At 47.3% G+C, this 20,897-nt stretch carries 11 protein-coding genes; 3 read left to right on the top strand and 8 right to left on the bottom strand.

The genetic code is table 11. The features are described from left to right. Positions 1–252: 252 nt before the first annotated feature. Both EXU57_RS17195 and EXU57_RS17190 read right to left on the bottom strand, forming a co-directional pair. Positions 253–2,397 (bottom strand): RagB/SusD family nutrient uptake outer membrane protein, encoded by a 2,145-nt coding sequence (locus tag EXU57_RS17195; protein WP_133269469.1) that lies wholly within the window; start codon positions 2,395–2,397, stop codon positions 253–255. Positions 2,398–2,415: 18 nt separating this feature from the next. After that, positions 2,416–5,688, bottom strand: a complete 3,273-nt coding sequence (locus EXU57_RS17190; RefSeq protein ID WP_133269468.1) for a SusC/RagA family TonB-linked outer membrane protein — start codon at positions 5,686–5,688, stop codon at positions 2,416–2,418. Between the two features lie 443 nt (positions 5,689–6,131). Here EXU57_RS17190 and EXU57_RS17185 point away from each other — a divergent pair, with 443 nt between their 5' ends. After that, entirely contained in the window at positions 6,132–7,352 is a 1,221-nt protein-coding gene (locus tag EXU57_RS17185; protein WP_133269467.1) for a PQQ-dependent sugar dehydrogenase, read from the top strand. A 314-nt stretch (positions 7,353–7,666) separates the two neighbouring features. Next, a complete protein-coding gene (locus EXU57_RS17180; RefSeq protein ID WP_133269466.1) occupies positions 7,667–8,086 on the top strand; it encodes a hypothetical protein in 420 nt (139 codons plus the stop codon). An 81-nt stretch (positions 8,087–8,167) separates the two neighbouring features. Here EXU57_RS17180 and EXU57_RS17175 read toward each other — a convergent pair whose 3' ends face one another. From EXU57_RS17175 to EXU57_RS17150, 6 genes are all read right to left on the bottom strand, one after another. Continuing rightward, positions 8,168–9,406 (bottom strand): glycoside hydrolase family 28 protein, encoded by a 1,239-nt coding sequence (locus EXU57_RS17175; protein ID WP_207955515.1) that lies wholly within the window; start codon positions 9,404–9,406, stop codon positions 8,168–8,170. A 326-nt stretch (positions 9,407–9,732) separates the two neighbouring features. Further along, positions 9,733–10,638 (bottom strand): DUF4198 domain-containing protein, encoded by a 906-nt coding sequence (locus EXU57_RS17170; RefSeq protein ID WP_133269464.1) that lies wholly within the window; start codon positions 10,636–10,638, stop codon positions 9,733–9,735. A gap of 25 nt (positions 10,639–10,663) precedes the next feature. Beyond that, complete coding sequence (locus EXU57_RS17165; protein WP_133269463.1) at positions 10,664–13,024, bottom strand: TonB-dependent receptor; 2,361 nt, start codon at positions 13,022–13,024, stop codon at positions 10,664–10,666. A gap of 295 nt (positions 13,025–13,319) precedes the next feature. Beyond that, the gene (locus EXU57_RS17160; RefSeq protein WP_133269462.1) at positions 13,320–13,685 is read right to left on the bottom strand and encodes a hypothetical protein; all 366 of its coding nucleotides are present in this window, start codon (positions 13,683–13,685) and stop codon (positions 13,320–13,322) included. A 342-nt stretch (positions 13,686–14,027) separates the two neighbouring features. Next, a complete protein-coding gene (locus EXU57_RS17155; protein ID WP_133269461.1) occupies positions 14,028–18,368 on the bottom strand; it encodes a right-handed parallel beta-helix repeat-containing protein in 4,341 nt (1,446 codons plus the stop codon). Positions 18,369–18,915: 547 nt separating this feature from the next. Beyond that, positions 18,916–19,350, bottom strand: a complete 435-nt coding sequence (locus tag EXU57_RS17150; RefSeq protein WP_133269460.1) for a DUF4822 domain-containing protein — start codon at positions 19,348–19,350, stop codon at positions 18,916–18,918. Positions 19,351–19,711: 361 nt separating this feature from the next. On the opposite strand from EXU57_RS17150, the gene EXU57_RS17145 reads away from it, so the two are divergent. Then, positions 19,712–20,599 (top strand): dienelactone hydrolase family protein, encoded by an 888-nt coding sequence (locus tag EXU57_RS17145; RefSeq protein WP_133269459.1) that lies wholly within the window; start codon positions 19,712–19,714, stop codon positions 20,597–20,599. Positions 20,600–20,897 lie beyond the last annotated feature (298 nt).

Here is a 20,897-nt window from a genome sequence, read left to right as displayed (position 1 = left end):
CTTTTTAACTTATCAACTTAGCACTAAAATGCTTAATATATAGAGGCGAAAACAACCAAAATATCATTTTCCTTTCAGTGGTGCAGCGTAATCTCATCATTGAAGAGTGCGACGCAACGATGCTTAATTGAATTGCCACAGCCGGGTCCATAAAAAAGCTTAACCTAGGTTACCCCAATTATTTGTGCACTGCACTAAACAAAAAGGGTTGACCCTGAAGCCAACCCTTTTGTTATCGAAAAAAGTAATTTATTAGTAACCAGGGTTCTGGTATGCTTTCCTCGCCGCGGCATCAAGCGGGTTGCCGGTTTCATCGGTTAATTGAACCAGGTAGGCATTTGGCCATGGACGGAACGTATACTCTTTGCGCATTTGTCCTTTACCATTTCCATTTTGCCCGTTTCCATTCGCTGTGTTGAACGCTACGGGCCATAGGCCTGTCAACGGAGATGCGGTCTGGTTAAGGTAAACCACCCGCTCGTAAAGTATACCGGCATTGTGCAGGTCCTCCCATTGAAGTCCTTCAGATAAAAACTCCCGCGCTTTTTCATTATAGATGAAGTGGATGAACATATCCTGTTTCGAGGTGACCGTTGGAATATAACCTTCGGCGACTGCCTCAGGGGTTCCGGGTGTAAAATGGTTTTCGGTTGCCATGATCCGGCTAAAGGAGTTTAATGCCGAATAGGGTGGGGTTCTTTCGGCAGCAGTAAGGGTTGTTGCTTTGGGCTCCCACTCCACCAACACGTTAGGCCGTTGTTCACCCGATTTATAAGCCGCCCGCTCGCGCAGTACGTTGATGTCGGAGACGGCCTGCGCATACTGGCCCTTGCGACCATATGCCTCTGCCCGAATAAGGTAGGTCTCTGCCAAACGCATCAATATCGCGTCACGTGTACCCGCTTCGCTGTTGAAGTTCGACTCGTCGGCACTTCCACCGCGCAATGGATCGGTGTACTTCTTCGAGGAAAGGTATGGGGCTGTTCTACCCGTGTTCAAACCCATGTTTTCGCCATTGTACCATAAACGATAATACAGCCGGCCTGTTACCGCCGACCTTATCCACCGTACCATAAACTGGTAAGGCTGGCTCATTACTCGTGTGGAGTCAAGGGCCTCGGTAATGTCGTTCTCAAGATAAATCAACGCGCGCCTGCCGGAAGTCGCACGAGGCGCCCCTACCACAACTGCGGGTTCACCCGTTGGCCGGTTGGCGTTCCACCATGCAGCAGCACCGGCGTTCCAGGTAAATGAACCTGTAGCATTGCTGATGTATTCGTATTGGAAGGTTTTGTAATAACGCGAGTCGTTTACTTTATCGCGGAAGTTATCGTATCCCCAGTCGGTTGGCTTGAAGATACCAAATGGTCGACCATAAGCCATAACCCTTGTTACACCCGTAGCACTGGTATAATCGCCGATGTGGTAGTTAACAGACCGGTTACCACCAAAGCGTCCATTCAGGGTTGTATTCACGTCAAATTGGGCGGCAAACAATACTTCCCTGTGCGGTGTGGTTTCAGATGTTTTTGGATCGAACAGCATCCAGTAATCCGGGGCAAGACCACCAACCCCACCAGCGGCGTTGATCACCTCGGTTGCGATGGCAATTGATGAGTCAAGATCAGTGGCAACGCTGCCCTTGTACAACATTTTAAGGTGCACTTCTCCACTGTTTTGGAAAGGCGCAGCTTGTGCACGGTTGAGGTAAAGCTTCGCAAGGAAATGACCCGCTGCGAGTTTTGATGCGCGTCCCCTTACGGTAGTTACGGGCAGGTTTTCGTAAGCATATCGAACGTCGCTGATAATCTGCTTATAGATGTCCTCAAGCCGGGCCTTCGGATAATTGTAAATCCCGTTATCTTCTCTCCGTGGTGTCAGCAGCAACGGCACATCTCCAAGTTGATTAGACACCAGGTAATAGGCCCAGGAACGGAGGAACAGTATTTCGGCACGCCTTGCTCTTCTAAAGGCATCATCGGTGCCGAACTTACCAGGTTTGGTATTGTCGATAATGTCGAGCGCGATGTTGCAATTGTTGATATGCGGGTACGCCCCCATTGGCGCATAGTTGGAATTCGCGCTTCCGAGATAGTTATTTACGTTGGTCGCAATAGTGCTCACATCAGAACCATAGGATGCAGCACTCATGGTTGCGAAAAGGGTATTTGCAGTCTGGTAGGCATCGGTTTCTGTTTCCGTTAACCTGGCACCACTTGCATCCCATTCATGCTTAACACGGGCGTACACATACAACCCGCTGATGAGCGCCTCAAGACCACTTTCATTATTGTAATAATCCTGGGTAAGATTGGCCACCTGCCGCTCTTCGAGAAACTTTTTGCACGAAGCGAAAAAGCTGAAGAGGATCATTATGGCTAAAAAACTTCTTTTCATAATAATACTTTTATTGGGTTATAAGCCTAGCCGCACGCCAAAAACAATGCTTTGTGGAAGAATAGTGTTGTTGTTTGCTCCGCCTAACGGACTCGTGTTGTTGCTGTTTGCCTGTGATACCGCATCCCAGTTGGTTTCATCATCGGGGTTGATGCCGGCCTTTACGGCAGCACCACCAAAGATGAAAGGGTTAAGCACCTGCACGTTCAGCTGCAGGTTTTTGATCGTTGCCCTGTTGATGAGCTTATCGGGAAAATCGTAGGACAGTGAAATATTTCTTACCACAACAAATGATCCGCTGTTGAACTGCATTGCCGGCGAAAAGTTGTCGACAACAGATGGTCCTGCGATCACCATCGGCCAGCTTCCGCCGGGGTTGTTCCACGACCAGCGATCTGCCTCGTTGCGGCTGAACAAACCGGGGTATCCACCGAAATAGGTTTGACCGATACGTGCATAAACAAACGAGCTCAATTGAAGATCCTTGTAGCGGAAGGTGTTTGTGATACCACCGGTCCACCGGGGGCGATTAGAACCACGAATGACGTAGTCTTCTGCATTGATACGGTAGTCACCATTTTGGTCAACGATTTTAATGGTACCGGGATAAAACCGGTGGTTACCTGGGGCAGCATTGAATTTGGCCATTTCGTCGAGGTCCTCTTTGGTATTCTGCCAGATGCCTGCATTTGCGTAATGGTAAAACACCCTGGTAGGCTGACCAATAAACAGGCGCTCCGAAAGGATGTCTTGTTTGCCGTTGGTGAGTTCAACAATTTCTTCGGTATTGGCAGCGAAGTTGAGGTCGGTGGTCCAGCTGAAATCTCTATTGTCAATGTTTCTGGTTGTTAGTGTAACCTCAACCCCTTTGTTCCTGGTTTGACCAATGTTTACGAACTTTTGTACATAACCGGATACACCTGGCAGTGTGCGTTGGAAAAGCAGGTCCGTCGTGGTCGCCTGGTAGTATTCAAGGGCTCCGGAGATCCTGCGTTTCAGTATGGAAAAGTCGACACCAAGATTCCATTGTGCCGTTTTCTCCCATCCAAGATCGGGGTTTTGAACCAGCTGCGGCAAGTAGCCGATGCCCGGAAGTGTACCGAAGATATAAGGGTTTCTGCTGAGCGGACCTGATGTGGTGTAGGGATTAACGGACGAGTTACCGGTTACGCCATAGCCAAAACGGGGTTTAATTTCGTTGATCCAGTTGGCGTTTTGCAGGAAGTCCTCTTCATGCATTTTCCAGGCAAGCGCAAAGGAGGGAAAGAAGCTCCATTTATTGCCGGTAGATAAAACCGAGGAACCGTCGTACCTGCCCGAAGCGGTCAACAGGTATTTATTAAGCAAGGTATAGTTAACCCGTCCCATAAATGAACTGAGGGTGTTCTCGGTAAATCCTGTGCCATAACCTTGTGGGCGGCCCTCTGTGTTGGACCCAAGATCGTACCACAAGCTGATCGGGATAGTGGTTCCGGAAACGTTAGCATTAATGCTTTCCCTTCTTGATTTTTGTGCCGACTGCAACAACGTTGCGCCGAGGCTGTGCGCCTTACCAAAGTCTTTATTGAAATAGAGCAGGTTTTCTGCTACCCATGAAAAGTTTTCGTCGTGTGTGTAGCCGGCAGTATTGGGTCGGTTGGTCAGGTGGTTGGTTGCATTTGGACCCGTCCAGGCACCGTTTCTAAAATTCCGGAGTTGTGCGCCAAAGTTCACCCGGTATTTCAGCCACGAAGTCAACTTAACTTCGGTGAAAACATTTGCCATAATCGAAGAGGAGCGTCGCTCGTTTTTCGCCTGCTCAATATCGATTAATGGATTCCACTGGTTTAGATTGCCTCCCGGATTTATGATAAAAACGCCGTTTGCATCTGTCGGTTGCGCCCAGGGGTATTGTTCAGCGGCTCTGGAAAAAAGGTCTTTTGCACCGGTGTTGGCGGTATTTGGTGGATTAACCCCATAGTTTTGGTTGGAAAGCGACCCGATTATAGATGTTCCAAGCGTTAACCATTTATTCGCAGTGATGTCGCCATTGATGTTTAAGTTAAATCGTTCGAAGTCCTGGTCGCGCTGTACGCCAAGTTGGTTGTTATAGCCCAGCGAAAGATACAGGCGTGAAGCTTCATTGCCGGTTGAGATAGATAGCTGGTGATTTTGGGTAATTCCCTGGCGAACAACCGCGTCTCTCCAGTCGTATGTAGGAATGTTTTGGGAATTGTATACCGGTACCTGGGCCGGCCAGCCAAGCGCCTGCTCTTCGGGGGTTGTAGGCCGGGTTCTGATGGTACCATCCGGATTTCTTTCATAGCCTTTCCTTACCGCATCTAACAACGGGTTGATATTGTTGGTAATGTTTGCGGTTCCAAATTTTGTGGAGTCGAGCACCCAGTCGGGGTACCACTGTTGCGGGGCGGTAAAAAGGTTAGCCGGATTGGTTGGCTGGTAACTGCGCCCATTGATAAGTGCCTGCCGCAGTTCGTCGATATACTCACCGGCATTCTGCCAGTCGAGAAGGGTTTTGTAAGAGTCGAGAGAAACGGTGGAATTGTAATTGATGGATATCCTTCCTTTTGATCCTTTTTTTGTGGTGATCAGGATAACCCCGTTTGCTCCCCTTGATCCGTAAATCGCGGTAGCAGAAGCATCCTTAAGTACCTCCACCGATGCCACATCGTTTGGATTGATGTCATTGATGGAAAAAGACGTAACACCAAGCGCTGATACGATCGGGATACCATCGACAACATATAAGGGATCGTTGGAAGCGTTTATCGAACGGTTACCCCTGATCCTCACGGAAGGCAGTTCACCCGGTCTCAGGTTACTGCCCACGTTCATCCCCGCTGCCTTTCCCTGTAGTGCCTGCAGCACATTGGTAACAGGCCGTTCGCGAAGCGTTTCTGCAGAGATACTGGTGAGGGCTCCTGTCACGTCACTCCGTTTTTGGGTACCATAACCTACAACCACTACATTCTCAAGTGCGGCCGCTGCTGCAGCCATGGTAACATTCACCTGCGCCCTGTTTCGGAGGGCAATCTCCTGCGAGGCAAATCCCACATAACTAAAAACAAGAGTTGCATTGCCTGACGGTGCGTTAATCGTAAACGATCCGTCGTTACCGGTTGAAGCGGCAGCAGTGGTGTTTTTCACCTGCACGGTTACACCCGACAGGCCCTCACCCTGTTCATTGCTGACCTTGCCGGTGACCCTGAAACCTGTTTGTGAAAAAGTAAGCGAGTAGAAAAGCAGCAGGATAACCATAAAGGCTCCCCTGGGAAGAAAAAGCATTTTCATAGTGCAACATTTTGATGAATGGAAAGTTGGAGACAATTTACCGAAAACTTACGCTGCCTCCGTTTTGCCGTACGTTTAAAAAACAAAAATCAAGAAAATGCAACAGCGATCGATCTTTGAAGATGAACAGTTACCCGTGAGCCGGGCTAACGGAGGGATCATCGGGGTGATAAATAACGGATGATTGCTGGATAACCCGTTGCCAGGCAGAAGTTGCTTTGAGGAGTCTTCGTACACCATGTCGGGAGGAACAGCAAGGGGCAATTAAATCTACAGGCTTCCAATCCTTTCTCAACCAAGTCACACAAACGTATAAATATCATCGGGTCCGTCCACTGAAAAGATGAACACGCAAAACTGCCAAATGAACGAAAGCACAATTCTTTGCCATCGGCAAACGGGTACAAAAATTGAATTTAATCCTGCAAATCAATTCAAGATCTATGAAATCATTTTTGAAACTAAGTGGCATTGCTGCTTTGGTAATGCTGGCTTTTTACAGTTGCAGTAAAGACGATACAGACTTTTGGATCTGGATGATCCCCGAAACCAAGGACACTACAACCACTGCACAAATCAATGGTTATGTTTTCAGGCCTGCGCTTGCACCTGCCTCAACAGAAAATGTACGACAACTTAAAGTGCCATCAGGATTTACCGTCACTAAATTCGCTGAACAATTGGGTAAACCAAGGATACTGGTCACCGGCGCTCCTGGCAATGTTTACTTTTCTGATCGCGATGCCGGTACGGTAGTATTACTTAAAGACACCAATGGCGACGGAGTTTCAGATGTAAAACAAACTGTCGCTACCATCAAACAGGCTCATGGCCTCGCGATCCACAATGGCAAAATGTATATCGCAGCTGTGCGGGAAGTCTTTACCGCCACCATCAAAGCCGATGGCAGCCTTGATGCTCCCCAGATGATTACAGATAAACTTCCCGATGGAGGTCAGCATCCAAACAGGACCCTTGCAATCGGACCTGATAATATGCTCTACATCTCGGTTGGCAGTACCTGTAATGCCTGCCCTGAGCCAAACCCGCTAAACGCGACAATGGTGCGCTCCAATCTCGATGGAACCAATATGACCGTGTATGCAAAAGGCTTACGGAATACTATTGGTTTTGGCTGGCATCCACAAACAGGTGAATTCTGGGGAATGGATCATGGAATCGACTGGCTCGGTGATGATGAACAAAAAGAAGAAGTTAACCTGATTAAGCAAAATGCCAATTATGGTTGGCCATATATCTTTGGTGAAGGAAAATATAACCCCGCCGACAGGCCGCAAGGCGACACTACCTATGCACAATACCTTGCACTAAGCACCTTACCCACCCTGGTATATGATGCACATGCGGCACCGATGCAAATGGTATTCTACACAGGCACTAAATATCCCGCTGAATATCGCAACGATGCTTTTGTCGCCATGCGGGGTTCATGGAACCGAAGCGAGCCTTCTGGTTATAAAGTCGTGCGCATGCATTTTGAAGGCGGCAAGCCTGTGCGATTTGATGATTTTCTTAGTGGCTTCCTGGTCAATAACAATAAGGCGCACTTTGGCAGGCTCGTCGGACTGGCCATGCATTCCGATGGATCGCTCCTGGTTTCCGATGATACCAATGGAGTAATATACCGGGTAGCCTACCAATAGGTCGCGCTTTCATTCCGTGGATACATTAGGAGTAATGCGATATGCTTGATAAGAGCTGAGCGGTAACGGATTCGATGCTTATGCAAGATCAGTCACCGGTGTGATCAGATACCACAGGGAAGGTGGAGAAGGTTGAGCAATCTGATTTCAAGCAAAACCTAAGCTGATATTTCCGGGTAAGCAGGTGTGAATATGCAGGTTACGGTAGCTGGCATTAGAATGAGATTATAAATATTCAGGACTTGCGACTTGCATAGCCAGGATTTTGAACAAGATGTATCTTCCCGCGACTGTAAGCAACAAAACCTTTCCCCATGATTGAAAAAATAGTTGAAGGCGATGCGATTGTCGCAATAATCTTAAGGGCAACTTATAACAACAAGGGAATTGAATTTTTTACGCCGCTTACCTTTTCTCAACAACTGGGTTATATGAACCGGCCGCGGGGCTATGTTGTGCAGCCGCACATTCACCGGGTGATTGAAAGAAAGTTAACAAGCACGGAAGAGGTGCTTTACATTAAGTCGGGCACCGTAAAAATCAGGCTGTTTGACACCCAGCACGTTTTTATTGCGGATCGCATTTTACATACCGGCGATGTAATACTACTCGCAAATTGTTGTCACGGTATAGAAGTCATTGAAGACGCCGAAATAATTGAAGTCACCCAGGGACCGTCGCTTGAAGTCAACGAAAAAAGGCGGGTGCGCCAAACCCAGTCTGTAACTGCGTAGTTAATAACTCAACTCTTTGCGGGCAGATTCCCTTATTTGCCCTGTGATCATGCGGTAAGGAGGACTGGGCCTGAGCTCCCGTCACCACTTTTTTATTGCTAATGGTTGACCATTTACAAAAACATCCACTGCTTTAACCTTCTGGTAGTTGTTCTTGAGCGTAGGTGTTGCCGCTGTCGCTTTGATGTTCCTGAACAGGATGTTGTCAACTGTATCAGCCGGGTTACCTTCAAGTTCACCAATACGGTTACAGGTTACCATCACATTAGCAATGGTGATGTTGCGAACGGTAGCAAAGGGCTTCTCCGTACTACCCCCAAGGCTGAAGAATTGTCGCCATGGGTTCATGCTAATGATGGTCCCGCACTTGCCTGTAACATTTTCAATCCTGATGTTTTCAAACGTTTGATAAGTATCGGGGCGCATTTTTAACCTCAGAAGTGGAGCATTGTTCTCGACCTTACAATTTCTCAACGTGATATTTCTTGCGTGTATACTTTCGCTTCCAAGGGTGAGTGTGCCATGCGACTCGCCGAAGGTGCAGTTTTCAATAAGGATGTCTTCTACTATCCCATTCTCAGGTTGCCGGTGCGCATCAGGACCTTTTCCTCCTTTAATACATACCGCATCGTCATTCACGGAAATGTAACAACCACGGACAGTCACCCTTTTGCAAACATCGATATCGATACCATCTGTGCTTGGTGCTGGTACAGGCTTGTAAGGCGAACGTATGTCGCAGTTTTCAATTAGCACATCATTACACTGGTAAAGATGGGTGGTCCAGAAACCGGAGTTGCGCAGTTTGGTGTTCTGAATTTTTACATGATCACTTCCCCATATAAACAACAACCGTGGACGATGCACTTCGAGGTTGGTGGCTTCTTTCCCGAGCTTCCGCATGGAGTCACGATAGGCCCAGAAAGCCTGCCAATAGCGGAGCCCGTTGCCGTCTATGGTACCCGGACCCGTTATACTAAAGCTGTCAACATGGTATGCATTTACCAGGGCAGCATAATAATAAATGCTCCGTCCTTCCATACGCGAAGGGATCAGCGGGTATTGTGCGATATCATCCGAGCCCTTTAACACCGCTCCTTCCATTAGCCTAAGCCCGGTTTTTGGCTTAAAGAATAAGGCACCCGTAAGAAAAACGCCCCTTGGCACTACGATGGTCCCGCCACCATCCGCCTCGGCTTTGTCGATCGCCTGCTGGATTTGCCGGGTATGCAGCACCGTACTGTCGCTGCTGACACCAAAGCCGGTAATTATGTAGTCCTGCGACTGAGCATTCAGGTTTGTAACAAGAAGTGCGATCACTAGAAACAACTTGGGCATAAGCATAACACAACTGCACTTTAAACACCTGTGGTCTCCACAGGGGTGTCCAGTTCGTATACAACGTTACGACTTTTGTTTGCTGCCGGTGCAACAGCTACGCGCTAAAACACACCAGGGAAGCAATCAGGGCTTCCCTGGTGTGTTTGAAAATACTGTGTTCCTGGAAATTCAGTTTCATGCTTCCAATAAAAGGCAAAGCATCATCCCCAACCGCAATAGGGCGCTGCCTCGTGCACCGCGATAATGCTAACAGCCGCACCCTGTGTGATCAGCTAACTTAACTGCGCTTAAGCCCCCTGCAATGGTTAAGGTAACTGGAAGCTATACGAGGTCCAAAAGCTATCCCAATCGCTGTCGGTTTTATCAACACAAGGTATCATATGGGTAGCGTGTATAAACCACTCCCCTGCCCGCGGCAGTTTAAACGAACAAATTCCCGTTGCGTCGGTCCGGGCTTTCAAGTGCAATGCACTTTCATTACCTGTTCTGTTGCGGGCTGTGATCATTTTATTGGCGATGGGCTTTCCCATAAACAGCACCTGGGCGCGTAATAAGCTTCCCTTCCGCAGCAAATATGGATTATCTAATAATACAATTTCGAAATTTTGACCCAGCACCTTTTTGTACAGGTCACCCTGTGGCTTATCTCCGCTTAGCACTAACGACTTAATGTACCGGCTGTACCTTTCCGGCTGCAGTTTATCGGCCGGGTCTTTACTTACATCAATGTTTTCAATATGATCCTCTTTAAGATACTCCCGGAACTTTGCTGTGGTGAGCGCGATCCTGGAGTAATCCCTCTCCAGGTGTATGAGCCCCAGACCATCGAAGTCTACCTTTGTTTCAAGTACTGGTAAAGCACCCTCTCTAGCATTGCTGAGCAGATCGGTTGTGCCGTTTGCTGTGATGATCCCAAAATTTCGGGTAAGCTTCTTCTGCACGGGTCGCTCGAGTTGAATGTTGAAACCGTCGGCAACGAACAAGTGCACTTCCAGGGTATCACCTTTTTGCACGTGGTATTTGTAGGCCAGCAGAACATATTCGTGTGCGTTTAGTATGCTTCCGATAAAGAGCATGCAAATAATTGTTAGTGCTTTTTTCATCTTTGTTTTATGCTTTAGTGCTACACCGGCCGGTGCGGCTTTTCGTTGAAATATTTGCCTGGTTTTATCAACCAGGTTTTTTACTGTTGCAACAATTGTGGCTACCAATGGACCTGATTTACTATTGAAATTTTTAGAAAATCGTATAGTTTACAGACAACCTAAAATTACGCGGACTGCCCAGGGCTGCAATTGTGGTGCGCGACAGGCCGCCGATAAAGTAACGGGTATCTGCAATGTTGTTTACATTCAACTGCACATTGAATTTTCTTACCTGATAGTTGATTACCGCATCGGCCACTGTGGATTCCGGTACCACAAAATCCTGTGTTGCAAGGTTACCCACCTGGCTGCTGACATACCTTCCACCAAGGCCGAAACCCAGTCCGTTAAGACGGCCTTTCCGGACGTCGTATTTTAAAAAGAGGTTTGCAATGTTATAAGGCGCATTTACATACCGGAAACCCATTTTACCTATTGTGCTGTTGCTGGTTAACCGATGATCGTTATAAGCATACCCTCCGATTACAGAGATATTTCTTATGTTACCCTGTACGGTAAGTTCGAAACCTTTGCTCCGTGTGCCATCCACAACAGCCTGCCTGTTTGGGTTTTCGGCAGTAGGATCGGCGGCGAGTATGTTGCGGTAACGAATGTCGTAAAATGATACTGTTGTAGACAGTGCATTGTTAAAGTAATCACCCTTATACCCCACTTCAAATTGTTCTGCTGTTCGGGGTGGAAATGGACCTCCGGCGCCTGCCGAATTGGAGAGTTGCGGATTGAAACTCTTGTTATAATTGCCATAGAACGCGATGTTTGACACGGGCTGAAAAACGAGTCCTACCCTTGGTATCCATGCGTCTGCAGTTGATCTGTCGCCCTGCAAATCGTCTCTCGAAGATAAAGGTGTCTGAACCATGTTATACGAGTCGTGCCGCAACGACAACAGCAGTTTAAGCCTTTCACCAAAGGAAAGCTGGTCCTGCAGGTATACCCCTACCAGGTTAATGGCTTGCTTATTATCATCATAGTAGTCGTTGGGTCCCGCAGCAGGTACGTCGTTCGAATAATCCGGGGCGGGAATGTACATACGTTTCGAAGTGGAGTTCCGGTAGTCGTTTTTTGTCCAGCCGTAATTGTTGTAGTCAACACCAAGTAAAAGGCTATGGTTAATCCTGCCTGTTTTTGCTTTGTAATTTGCAAAGGCAGTGGTTTGCCAATTGTACTGGTCGTAGTCCCAGATTTCGTAAGATCGATTAATAGAGTCATCAATGATTGCACCGCTAACCACATGATCGGCAAAACGGAACTGGTTTCTAACATAACGTTGTACAGCAACAAATGACAGGTTATCATTAAACCGGTGGTTGAAATTTATAGCTGCCGATGTATTATGTGTTTTGCCAAAGTCGGTAGGACTATGAACTGTTAGATGGTTCGGATAATAATTGAAGTCGTAAGAACCATTGGCAAGTTTCTTTACGAATACACCCCTATCGTACTGTTGTACCGCACTTGCATAGGCATAAATAACGTCGAGGTTCAGTGAAGTATTTGGTGTGAAGTGGTAAGCAAGTGAAGGTGCCAGAAATACGTTCCGGATCTTTTGGTAGTTTCGAAAACTATTGCTGCGGTCGAAGCCGCCAATGGCGCGATACCGCAACTTTTTATCCTTCGAAATAGCGCCCGTAGCATCTGCAGAAATCCTTGCCATATTCCAGCTGCCATAGGTTGCATTCAATTCGATTTGTTTATCGGCCTGGGGCTTCTTTGTTACAAAGTTGATTACGCCGCCAGGCATTGATTCGCTAAACAAAACAGACGCCGGCCCCCGAAGCACTTCAACCCTGTCCACATTATAAAGCAGTGGTGCCTGGCTCCACATATAAAGGTTACCCCTGATACCGTTGAACGTAATGAAGCCTGCATCAAACGGATTATACCCGGTGAAACCGCGCATACTAAAAGCACCCATTCCATTGTTTGCTTTAACCCCGGTCATTACGGTTGAAATCTCGTTTAGCGTATACGCCTGCCGGTCTTTGATTACCTGCTGGCCAACTACCTGGGCACTCTGTGGTATCTCTATCAAACGGGCATCCGTTCGGGTGCCAAGGCTCGTGTTAGCTTGCCGGTATTTGTTCCTGCTTCCGCTAACAAATACCTCTTGTAAAACCTGCCTGTTTTCAGAAAGCTGCAGATCAAGATTGATTGATTGGCCACTTGTAAACACCAGGCTCCTGGTTGTAGCCGTATAGCCTACACTGGTGGCTACAATTGAATAACTGCCTGGTGGTATGTTAACAATTTTGAAGCTTCCGCTTTCATCTGTAATGGTGGCAATTGAGGTGTTTAGAAGTGTGACGCTCACATTGGAAAGAGGCTCCTGGCGGAAGGAAAGAATGCGGCCGTTTAGGGTGGCATTCTGCGCGTATAAACAACTGCCTGCTGTTACCAGCATTAACAGCAATGAAATTAGTTTCCTGATCATTTAGATTGTTGGGTTAGTTGGGGGCATCAGATCACCTGCAGCAGCCTGCACTTATCTTTCATGCTGCCGTAGCAATAAAATACCTGTTTAAGGAATGGGATGGATACCAGTAGTATTGAAACTACGATGGTATGGCGTGGCTTCACCTGTTACGCTAACAAACATGCAGGAACATCGGAAATTGTCCGTACATAGATAAACCGGGATCACTGATAAAGTTGTTGACCCTTCGGCATAGGATGCACCTTTCCTGCTATTTGATCGTAGTAAAATAAAAGCCCGCGAAAAGTTGTCCTTAACAGCTTTTAGGAGGAGGATAATGTTTAAGTACAGGGATAGTGGTACATCTGTCTGCCGCAATGCCAAATTCCCTTATAGGTGAGGGAAGCCGCAGGTACTGAAATTCAGTTTCGACAATGATATGAATGGATACCGGTGTAGATGACTTTGCAAGGTCTGTGCCCGGATGTTCTTCCTGTTCAAGAAGCGCTTCAGTGACTTCTCCTGCTGCATGATGATCACCATGATCGTGATGAACGGTTGCAAGGTGATGTGCATGAGCGAAAAGGTGTGCAAGTTCGTCTTGTACCAACGGTAAAACAGGCTTAAACAAAGCAAGCGTATAAAGTAAAAGCAGATAGTATGCCGTGGTAGATTTCACTTCAAGTTAAACAGCGATTGGTAAGCGATAGCAGTATTTGCCATAACTACGAAGTTTATGTTAAAAGAGATTGGCCAATTACAAATAAACAGGTCAGCCAAAAGTCGTTGTAACAAAATGCAACGGCAACAATCGCTATAAACGTCTCCAACTAAGGAGCAGGAATACCAGAGAACAAGCAAATTTTGGAGCTAAACTGAAGTACCCTGATTGGGCATCGTGATTCATTTCTATTCGATAGCTGGTACAAAAATCATGGAAGGTTCATCAACCCTGTTCGCCTATGCGATATGTGAGCACTTTTGTTTTGCCTGGATACCTGGATCGATGATCCTTGTATGCTTACAGCTGTTGGGTATACATGGTGCTCAGCAACCCGCTGAAGATGATGTTCAACAAAAAGTTCTGGTCATTCGCCGGTCCATTGTATTTGATGCTGCCATCCATGTTGATGTCTTCGGGTGCATATACACCGGATACGATGTTTGCGAGTGATCCACCAAGCTTAATATTGAGTATTTGGTTCTGATCGTTTTGGGGACCGCTGTAACGAATGTTGCCATTTGCGTTAGCGTCGCCTGCACGCATAGCCCAAACAGCACCCACCTGAACCATGGAGCTATACGCCTGGCTTTGATATGCCTTGTCGGCTCCGGTGGTAAAATCATGCGTTGCTGCGCCACTGCTAAAATCTATCGTTAAAGCAGAGCGGACGGCCAGATGATTGCGGTGGCGAATGGAAACAAAATAATCAGCTGGCGCAACGCCTGCAAAACTTACCTGGCCGGTTCCGTCTACATCCACCAGGGTACCATTCCTTTTTACAAACGCCGCCCTGGCTGCCGCTACTGTTCCGGGAGATGAGCTACTCCGAAGTTCCATGAGCACCCAGTCAACAATGTCGGTATGGCTTTCAAAAAAAGTACTGCCGACGCTTTCGTTGCCGGAATATCCGAAGTTAGCAGTACCATAGGGTTGATTGGAAGCATGGGTCTTAAGAATTCCTGCAGTGTTTAGTCCATTATTCATCAGCCCCGCTCCAGGGTTGAATGCTCCTTGTAGCAACACCTTACCGCTAAAGGTTATTGCGGCTGGATTTGACAAGCCGGTAAATAGGGAGAAACCATCGAGCCCTTGCGCAGATAAAGTATTGCTGTTGGTGTTAACGGTGCTGTTTGCAAGAGGGTTCCAATTACCAGCAGCAGTGCCTTTTCCGAGCTTGAGGCCGGCTTCATTTTGGATTGTTCCCAGCCAGGTTTTCTTATAGTTAAGGTCAATGTCGTATTTATATCCCCTGGGGCCTTCGGCTTTAATGCTGTCATAAAAGTACATATGTTCCGATCCTGCAGGAAGCGATGGCGGCAGCATACCGGAATACCTTCTTACTTCTAGTGAAGTGGGAACAGGGGCGTCGGGCGCCCAATGAATGGTTGCAATGGTATCAGCTGCAAATACAAATGTTTGGGTGCTACCGGCAATGGGTGTTGCAGGTATAGCTGTTGCTGCAGGTGGCGCTACCACAGGGGTAAATTCATATGCACCAAGATCCGGTGCACCCTCAGCCAAAGTGGTTGGCCGTGGATTACCATTGATGTCTTTATCGTTGCCGGCAATGTGAATACCGTGGCCTTGTAGTGCCCAGACCTCTGGCGAGGAGGAGTCGGGCCGGAGATCGGCATTAAAAGTTGAATTGTTTATAAATGCCGGTGCTAATGAAACTGAGTTCCTGTCGTGACCAGAGGCGTTTCTCCAGGCCTGCAGGGTCGAATAATTTAACCCCGACCTCACTAACTCTCCCCCAGAAGCGTACAAGAGATTATAATCGCTGTTAACCGACCCTCCAATTGCCATAGCTGTACCTCGACCGATTGTAGAAAAGATGTTGTTTCTTACCACAACGTTACCGCCAAATTCTGCTGCAACAACAGCACTATTTGTATTGTCGTTTCCAAAGTTAGGCCGTGCAAGCACGGTATTGTTGTATGCGAACATTTGCTGTCCGGAACAATATAACCCGGTATGATAGCCCAACGAAGTTCCAAGCAATACCACATTGTTCGTAATATGGGCATTGTTGCCTGTCACAATCATAGCAGTTGAACCTACGCCCGCGGAATTGGTAGAACCCAACATGTACACCGTGTTGTTGGTTATCCTGGCAGGTATCGACACTGAAGTATTTGAAGAAACAACTAAACCGCGTACGCTCCGGTTTGGAGCGATCCCACCATTTATAATGTTGTTGCTAATGTCCGCGGAACCGCTGCACTCGAGGCTTACAACGGTGCTGCCTTGCTCACTATAAGCTTGAACATTGTTACCGATGAACTTTATATCAGTGCCGACTAGCTGGACACCTGCAAGCTTTCCGGTACAAATATTTGAAAAAAATGAATTGCTCCTACCACCACTGGTAAAGTATATACCATAATTACCGCCGTTGATCCTGTTATTCATAAAAACATTATCAGTCGAAATTTCGCCAACAATCCCTGCGGCGTTTTCACGGGCGGTTTCGTTAAAGGTTCCCGGCACTGAAATAATGCAATTAATGATGCTATCATTGCTAGAGTTTTCAAGCGCTATCCCAATACCGTATGGCGTAGTAAAGGGCACATAAGGATTGTCGGCCGTGATGGTCATTGAGCGAAGCGTGATGTTGCTTCCAAGAGTTACCACCCGGTAATTGGGACCATTCCTTGTAAAGAACTTCAGGTTAACAGAAGCCGGATTATCATCGGCCGATTGAAATGTGATCCTATTCGTTGGTGTGGATGGTATATCTTTTAGTATGATCTGTTCATCATATGTACCTGGAGCAACATTGAACGTCACCGGGCCGCTTACCCCGCACTTCACCGCTGCTACGGCAGCAGTAAACGTATGAAAATTGGAATCACTCACCGGAGCCGAAGGATTGATGGTATAAGTGCCGCTTATTCCGCTGAGGTTCTTAATGATACTTACGGGGCTGGAATATTGCACATTAGTACCGCACATGACTGCGGCCCTGATGTAAACAAGGTCGTTGCTAAAATTGTACACCACTGTTGTGAATGGTGCATTCGATACATCCCTGAAAGATGTATATGGTCCATTGACGTTTTGAGCCACCTGCCATTGGTATGTTTGGCTTGTGCTTACCGAGTGGCCTGTAAGTGAGACATCGAAAGTGCATCCGAATCTAACATTGGTGGTCGAAGTGGTAGCAGCACCCGGACTTACCATGCAGGTTGCTCCCGTAAACTCAAACGCACCGATATCAGGTGTACTTGTACTCCGGGTTTGCAAATAGATGTCGCTTGCTACGCCCACGTTTACCCCCTTATTGTCAAGCGCCATAGCCTGTGGGCTCAGTACGCCTGAAGCAGGACTTGAAAGCTGGGGATCGACTGTAAGGCTGTGCCTGTCCTGGCTTGTTTCCATTTGCCAGGGAAGAAGACCAGGATAGTCTCGTCCATTGTGTCCCGCAGCAAAACTGTTTAACATCCCCGGTTTAAGATAGTAGTTGTTGTAGTCGATTGTGACACTGGAAAGGCCAACATCACCATAGATGCCGTATTTCTTTCCGCCGCTTTCCCTTGTGATGTTCACCAGGTTGTTTTTGAATACAACAGCTGAACAGTTTTCAAACTGAATGCCCTTAAGCTCTGTTGCTGTTCCCAACGCAGTGCCATCGATCGAAACAGAGTTATGGTAAACCTGTGTGTTAGCAGCACCTAGTACCCGTATGCCGGTTGCAGCACCACTCCCATTCAGGTTCGAAACGGCATTGTTGCTCACCAGCAGCGATGCACCAGCGGGGGTGTTGGTATTGGCCAGGAAAATGCCATAGGCTGCCTTAGTGCTTGCGGTGTTGCCACTAAAAGCACTATGGATAAAGTTGCCTGATATGGTATCGTTCCGCGCCAGGCCGGTCAGGTAAATACCATTGAAATCCGCAACGATGGATCGGGTCGGCCGGCTGATGTGATTGCCAGTCACCGCAACAGCTGTTGTATTGTTCACATACACCCCAAACTCGTAGAAATCGCTGATGACATTATCGCGCAACTTGTTCGCGGTAGAGGTCAGGTATACGCCAAAATTGCCGCCCGTTACGTTATTGTTGTTTATGCTATTGCCCCTGCTGTTGAATATACCTATGCCCGTATTATCGTAGTTGTCGGACGATGTAGATAGTTTCACTATACAATTCACGATGATGTTGGAGTCGGCGCCATTGGTCAGCATAAAACCACTACCGTAATTACTGTTGCCGGTGTTAACCCTCAGGTGATCAAACTTGATATGATCTGCCCCATCAAGTTTGATGACAGCCTGGTCGGCCTGGGCGACATTATAAGTGATCGTTACTTCGTTCCCATAAACCAGGATATTATTGGTGGCGGAAGCACCCGGAATTGCGCCAATTATTAGTTTTTCGTTGTACGGTCCGGTTCCATAATTAGGATAAATCACAACCGGGCTACTTATACCAGCCTTGAGAAATTCGAATGCTTCCGTAAAAGTTTGAAAATTGGAATTGCCGGTTGGATAATTGTTGTTGACTGAGTAGTAAACCGGGGTATTGCCGGACTGGGCACGGACATTCCATGGCAACAGGAACAATAAAGCAGGTAACAATGACAGGTATGCAGGGTGCCTGGTTAGCTGGCATAAGCGGGGTAGCGTTATAATCATAAACGGTAAGGTTAAAAATTCGGGACAGAAAGAGCGATTCCTGCAACCTGGAACACTATTGAATCTACGATTATCCGGGAGAATATTAAGCTGTTTAGAACTACAAACGCCAATCGGGCGAAGGCAGCAAAGCAGCTGGAGGATTAGCAATAGAACTGATCACTGAGGAGAAATACAACAATTGTAAAAGTAAGCGGATCCGGCTTGCTCAGAAAAAAAAATACTAAGGCCGCACCCATGATTTAGCGAATTTGTTGTCTAAAAAAGGTGTACTCTACAGTTCGTTTACCGATAACAATGGTCAGCTTTGCACACGCAGCATAAGCTCCGTAAAGTGCAGTGTTGAGGTATGAGCTGTTCGCTCGCTATTCGTGAGAGCAGGTTTCTTTTGCGGACAAGAATGCGTTTGTTGCTAAGTGGCCATACCACCTTATAAAAAACATTCCCTGGTGTAACTGGTTCCCTGAGCCCGCATGCAAGGCAATACGGTAGTACCCAGGATATGGCTTGTTGCCAACAGGACGTTCAAGTAGACTGCGTTTACCGCTTACTGAATCGGCACATGCTCCACCGTAACCGTTTTACCGCTTGCATTTACCCGGTAAGTAAAAATCCTGGTATTGAGTTCAACGATGTCGACCACCCGGGTATAATTGAGGGTGGTTGAATTTAAGATCCGCTTGTTGCCATCAACGGTTAGTGCCCATAGTCCACGGTCTCCGCGGGGTGCGCCATCAAGGGTAAAGAATTCATAGGTGCCATCCCGGTTGTAGGTGGCCAGCCCCATGAAGTTCTGAAAAGAGGGCGTAACATCTACCCCAACGCTGTCTTTAACAGCCGTACTCTTCCAACGGGTTGAGCTCAATATTTCGGCTCGCGACATCTCATCGTCTTTAGAACAAGACACCACCAGGCAAAGCATAATAAAGCTAATCGACCATAAAGTCCATCGGCTTAAGATCGTCTTCCTGAAGTAATACATAACTAATGTTTTTATAAACCGGGCAAACACGCTTCTACCAAGTTAGCGATAATTCTTAGAAACTATGGGCTAAGATAAGGTGCCTGATCTGCATAATTTATCATGCTTTAGCTGGCTGATTTTGACTACCGGAATATGGACATAAGTAGTTGATGATGGCCACTGCCGGACCTTCCCGGGCCTTTACACCCACATGATGAAACGCCCTTTTGCAAAGCTGATCGGGGATACTGTTTTGGTATGGATACAGGATTGCGCTTATTTGAGGCATAGGTCACGGATCCCGGGCCACCGTTCTGACCGGAGTGCCCCAACATTGGGCGGAATCACCTAATTTGAAGCAAAATACACCCTGACCAACATGAATGAAATTAAAAAGGAAGACATCAAACAAGAAGTCTTTGATCTGTACGATGACTATGCGCACAATCGCCTGAACAGGCGCGACTTTATGCAGCGACTTTCTACCTACGCTGTCGGCAGCCTTACCGTACCTGCGCTGATGAGTTTCCTGATGCCCGACTACCAGGACAAGATCCAGGTAAAAAAAGATGATCCACGCCTGAAATCGGACTACATCACCTACCCTTCTCCAAAAGGTGGCGGGTCGATTAAAGGCTTGTTGTTGAAACCCGTCGATGCTAAAAAGAAGCTTGGTGGTATCGTGGTGGTTCACGAAAACCGCGGGCTCAATCCACACATCGAAGACGTTGCACGCAGGGCCGCGCTTGCGGGTTTTGTGTCGCTTGCTCCTGATGCATTGACACCGCTTGGTGGCTATCCCGGCACCGACGACCAGGGTCGCGAAATGCAAAGCAAACGCGACCAGAAGGAAATGCTCGAAGATTTTATTGCTGCTTACGAATACCTGAAAACTCATAAGGATTGCAATGGCAAAGTTGGTGTAGTCGGCTTTTGCTTTGGTGGTGCAATTGCAAACAGAATGGCGGTGCGATTACCTGATCTTGCCGCCGCTGTTCCGTTTTATGGTGGACAACCCGCCAAAGAAGATGTTCCGCAAATTAAGGCGCCGCTGTTGTTGCACTATGCCGAACTGGATACCCGGGTGAATGAAGGCTGGCCCGCTTATGAAGCAGCACTAAAAGAAAACAAAAAGGAATACACCGCCTATATGTACCCTGGGGTGAACCATGGGTTTCATAACGATACCACGCCGCGCTACGATAAAGCCGCGGCAGAACTTGCCTGGAAACGCACGATTGAATTTTTTGAGAAGAAGCTGAAGTGAGGAAGAGTTATAGGCTATTTTGAATGTTAAATGTTGAATGTTAAATGGGAGCTTTACGAGTGGTAAAGAGCGTTATGAGTGATGAGGGAACGCAGAATTATGCGTTATGGGATATGAATGATCAGACGTGATTGGCCCCCTTTTTCACTTTTGCATTTTCCATTTTACATTTTCCATTTTTTTTGAACCAGGCGGCAGAACAACTATGAGGCGTCGTTGCGTCGCACTCTTGTACTGTTGGAAGTGCCTGGGCAAACAAACTGCATCCCTGGCTTGACTAAACGAAAGAGATTGGCAT

Source organism: Segetibacter sp. 3557_3, assembly GCF_004354985.1.
In the GTDB taxonomy this organism is placed as follows: Bacteria; Bacteroidota; Bacteroidia; order Chitinophagales; family Chitinophagaceae; genus Segetibacter.
This window is presented reverse-complemented; position numbering and strand designations above follow the sequence as displayed.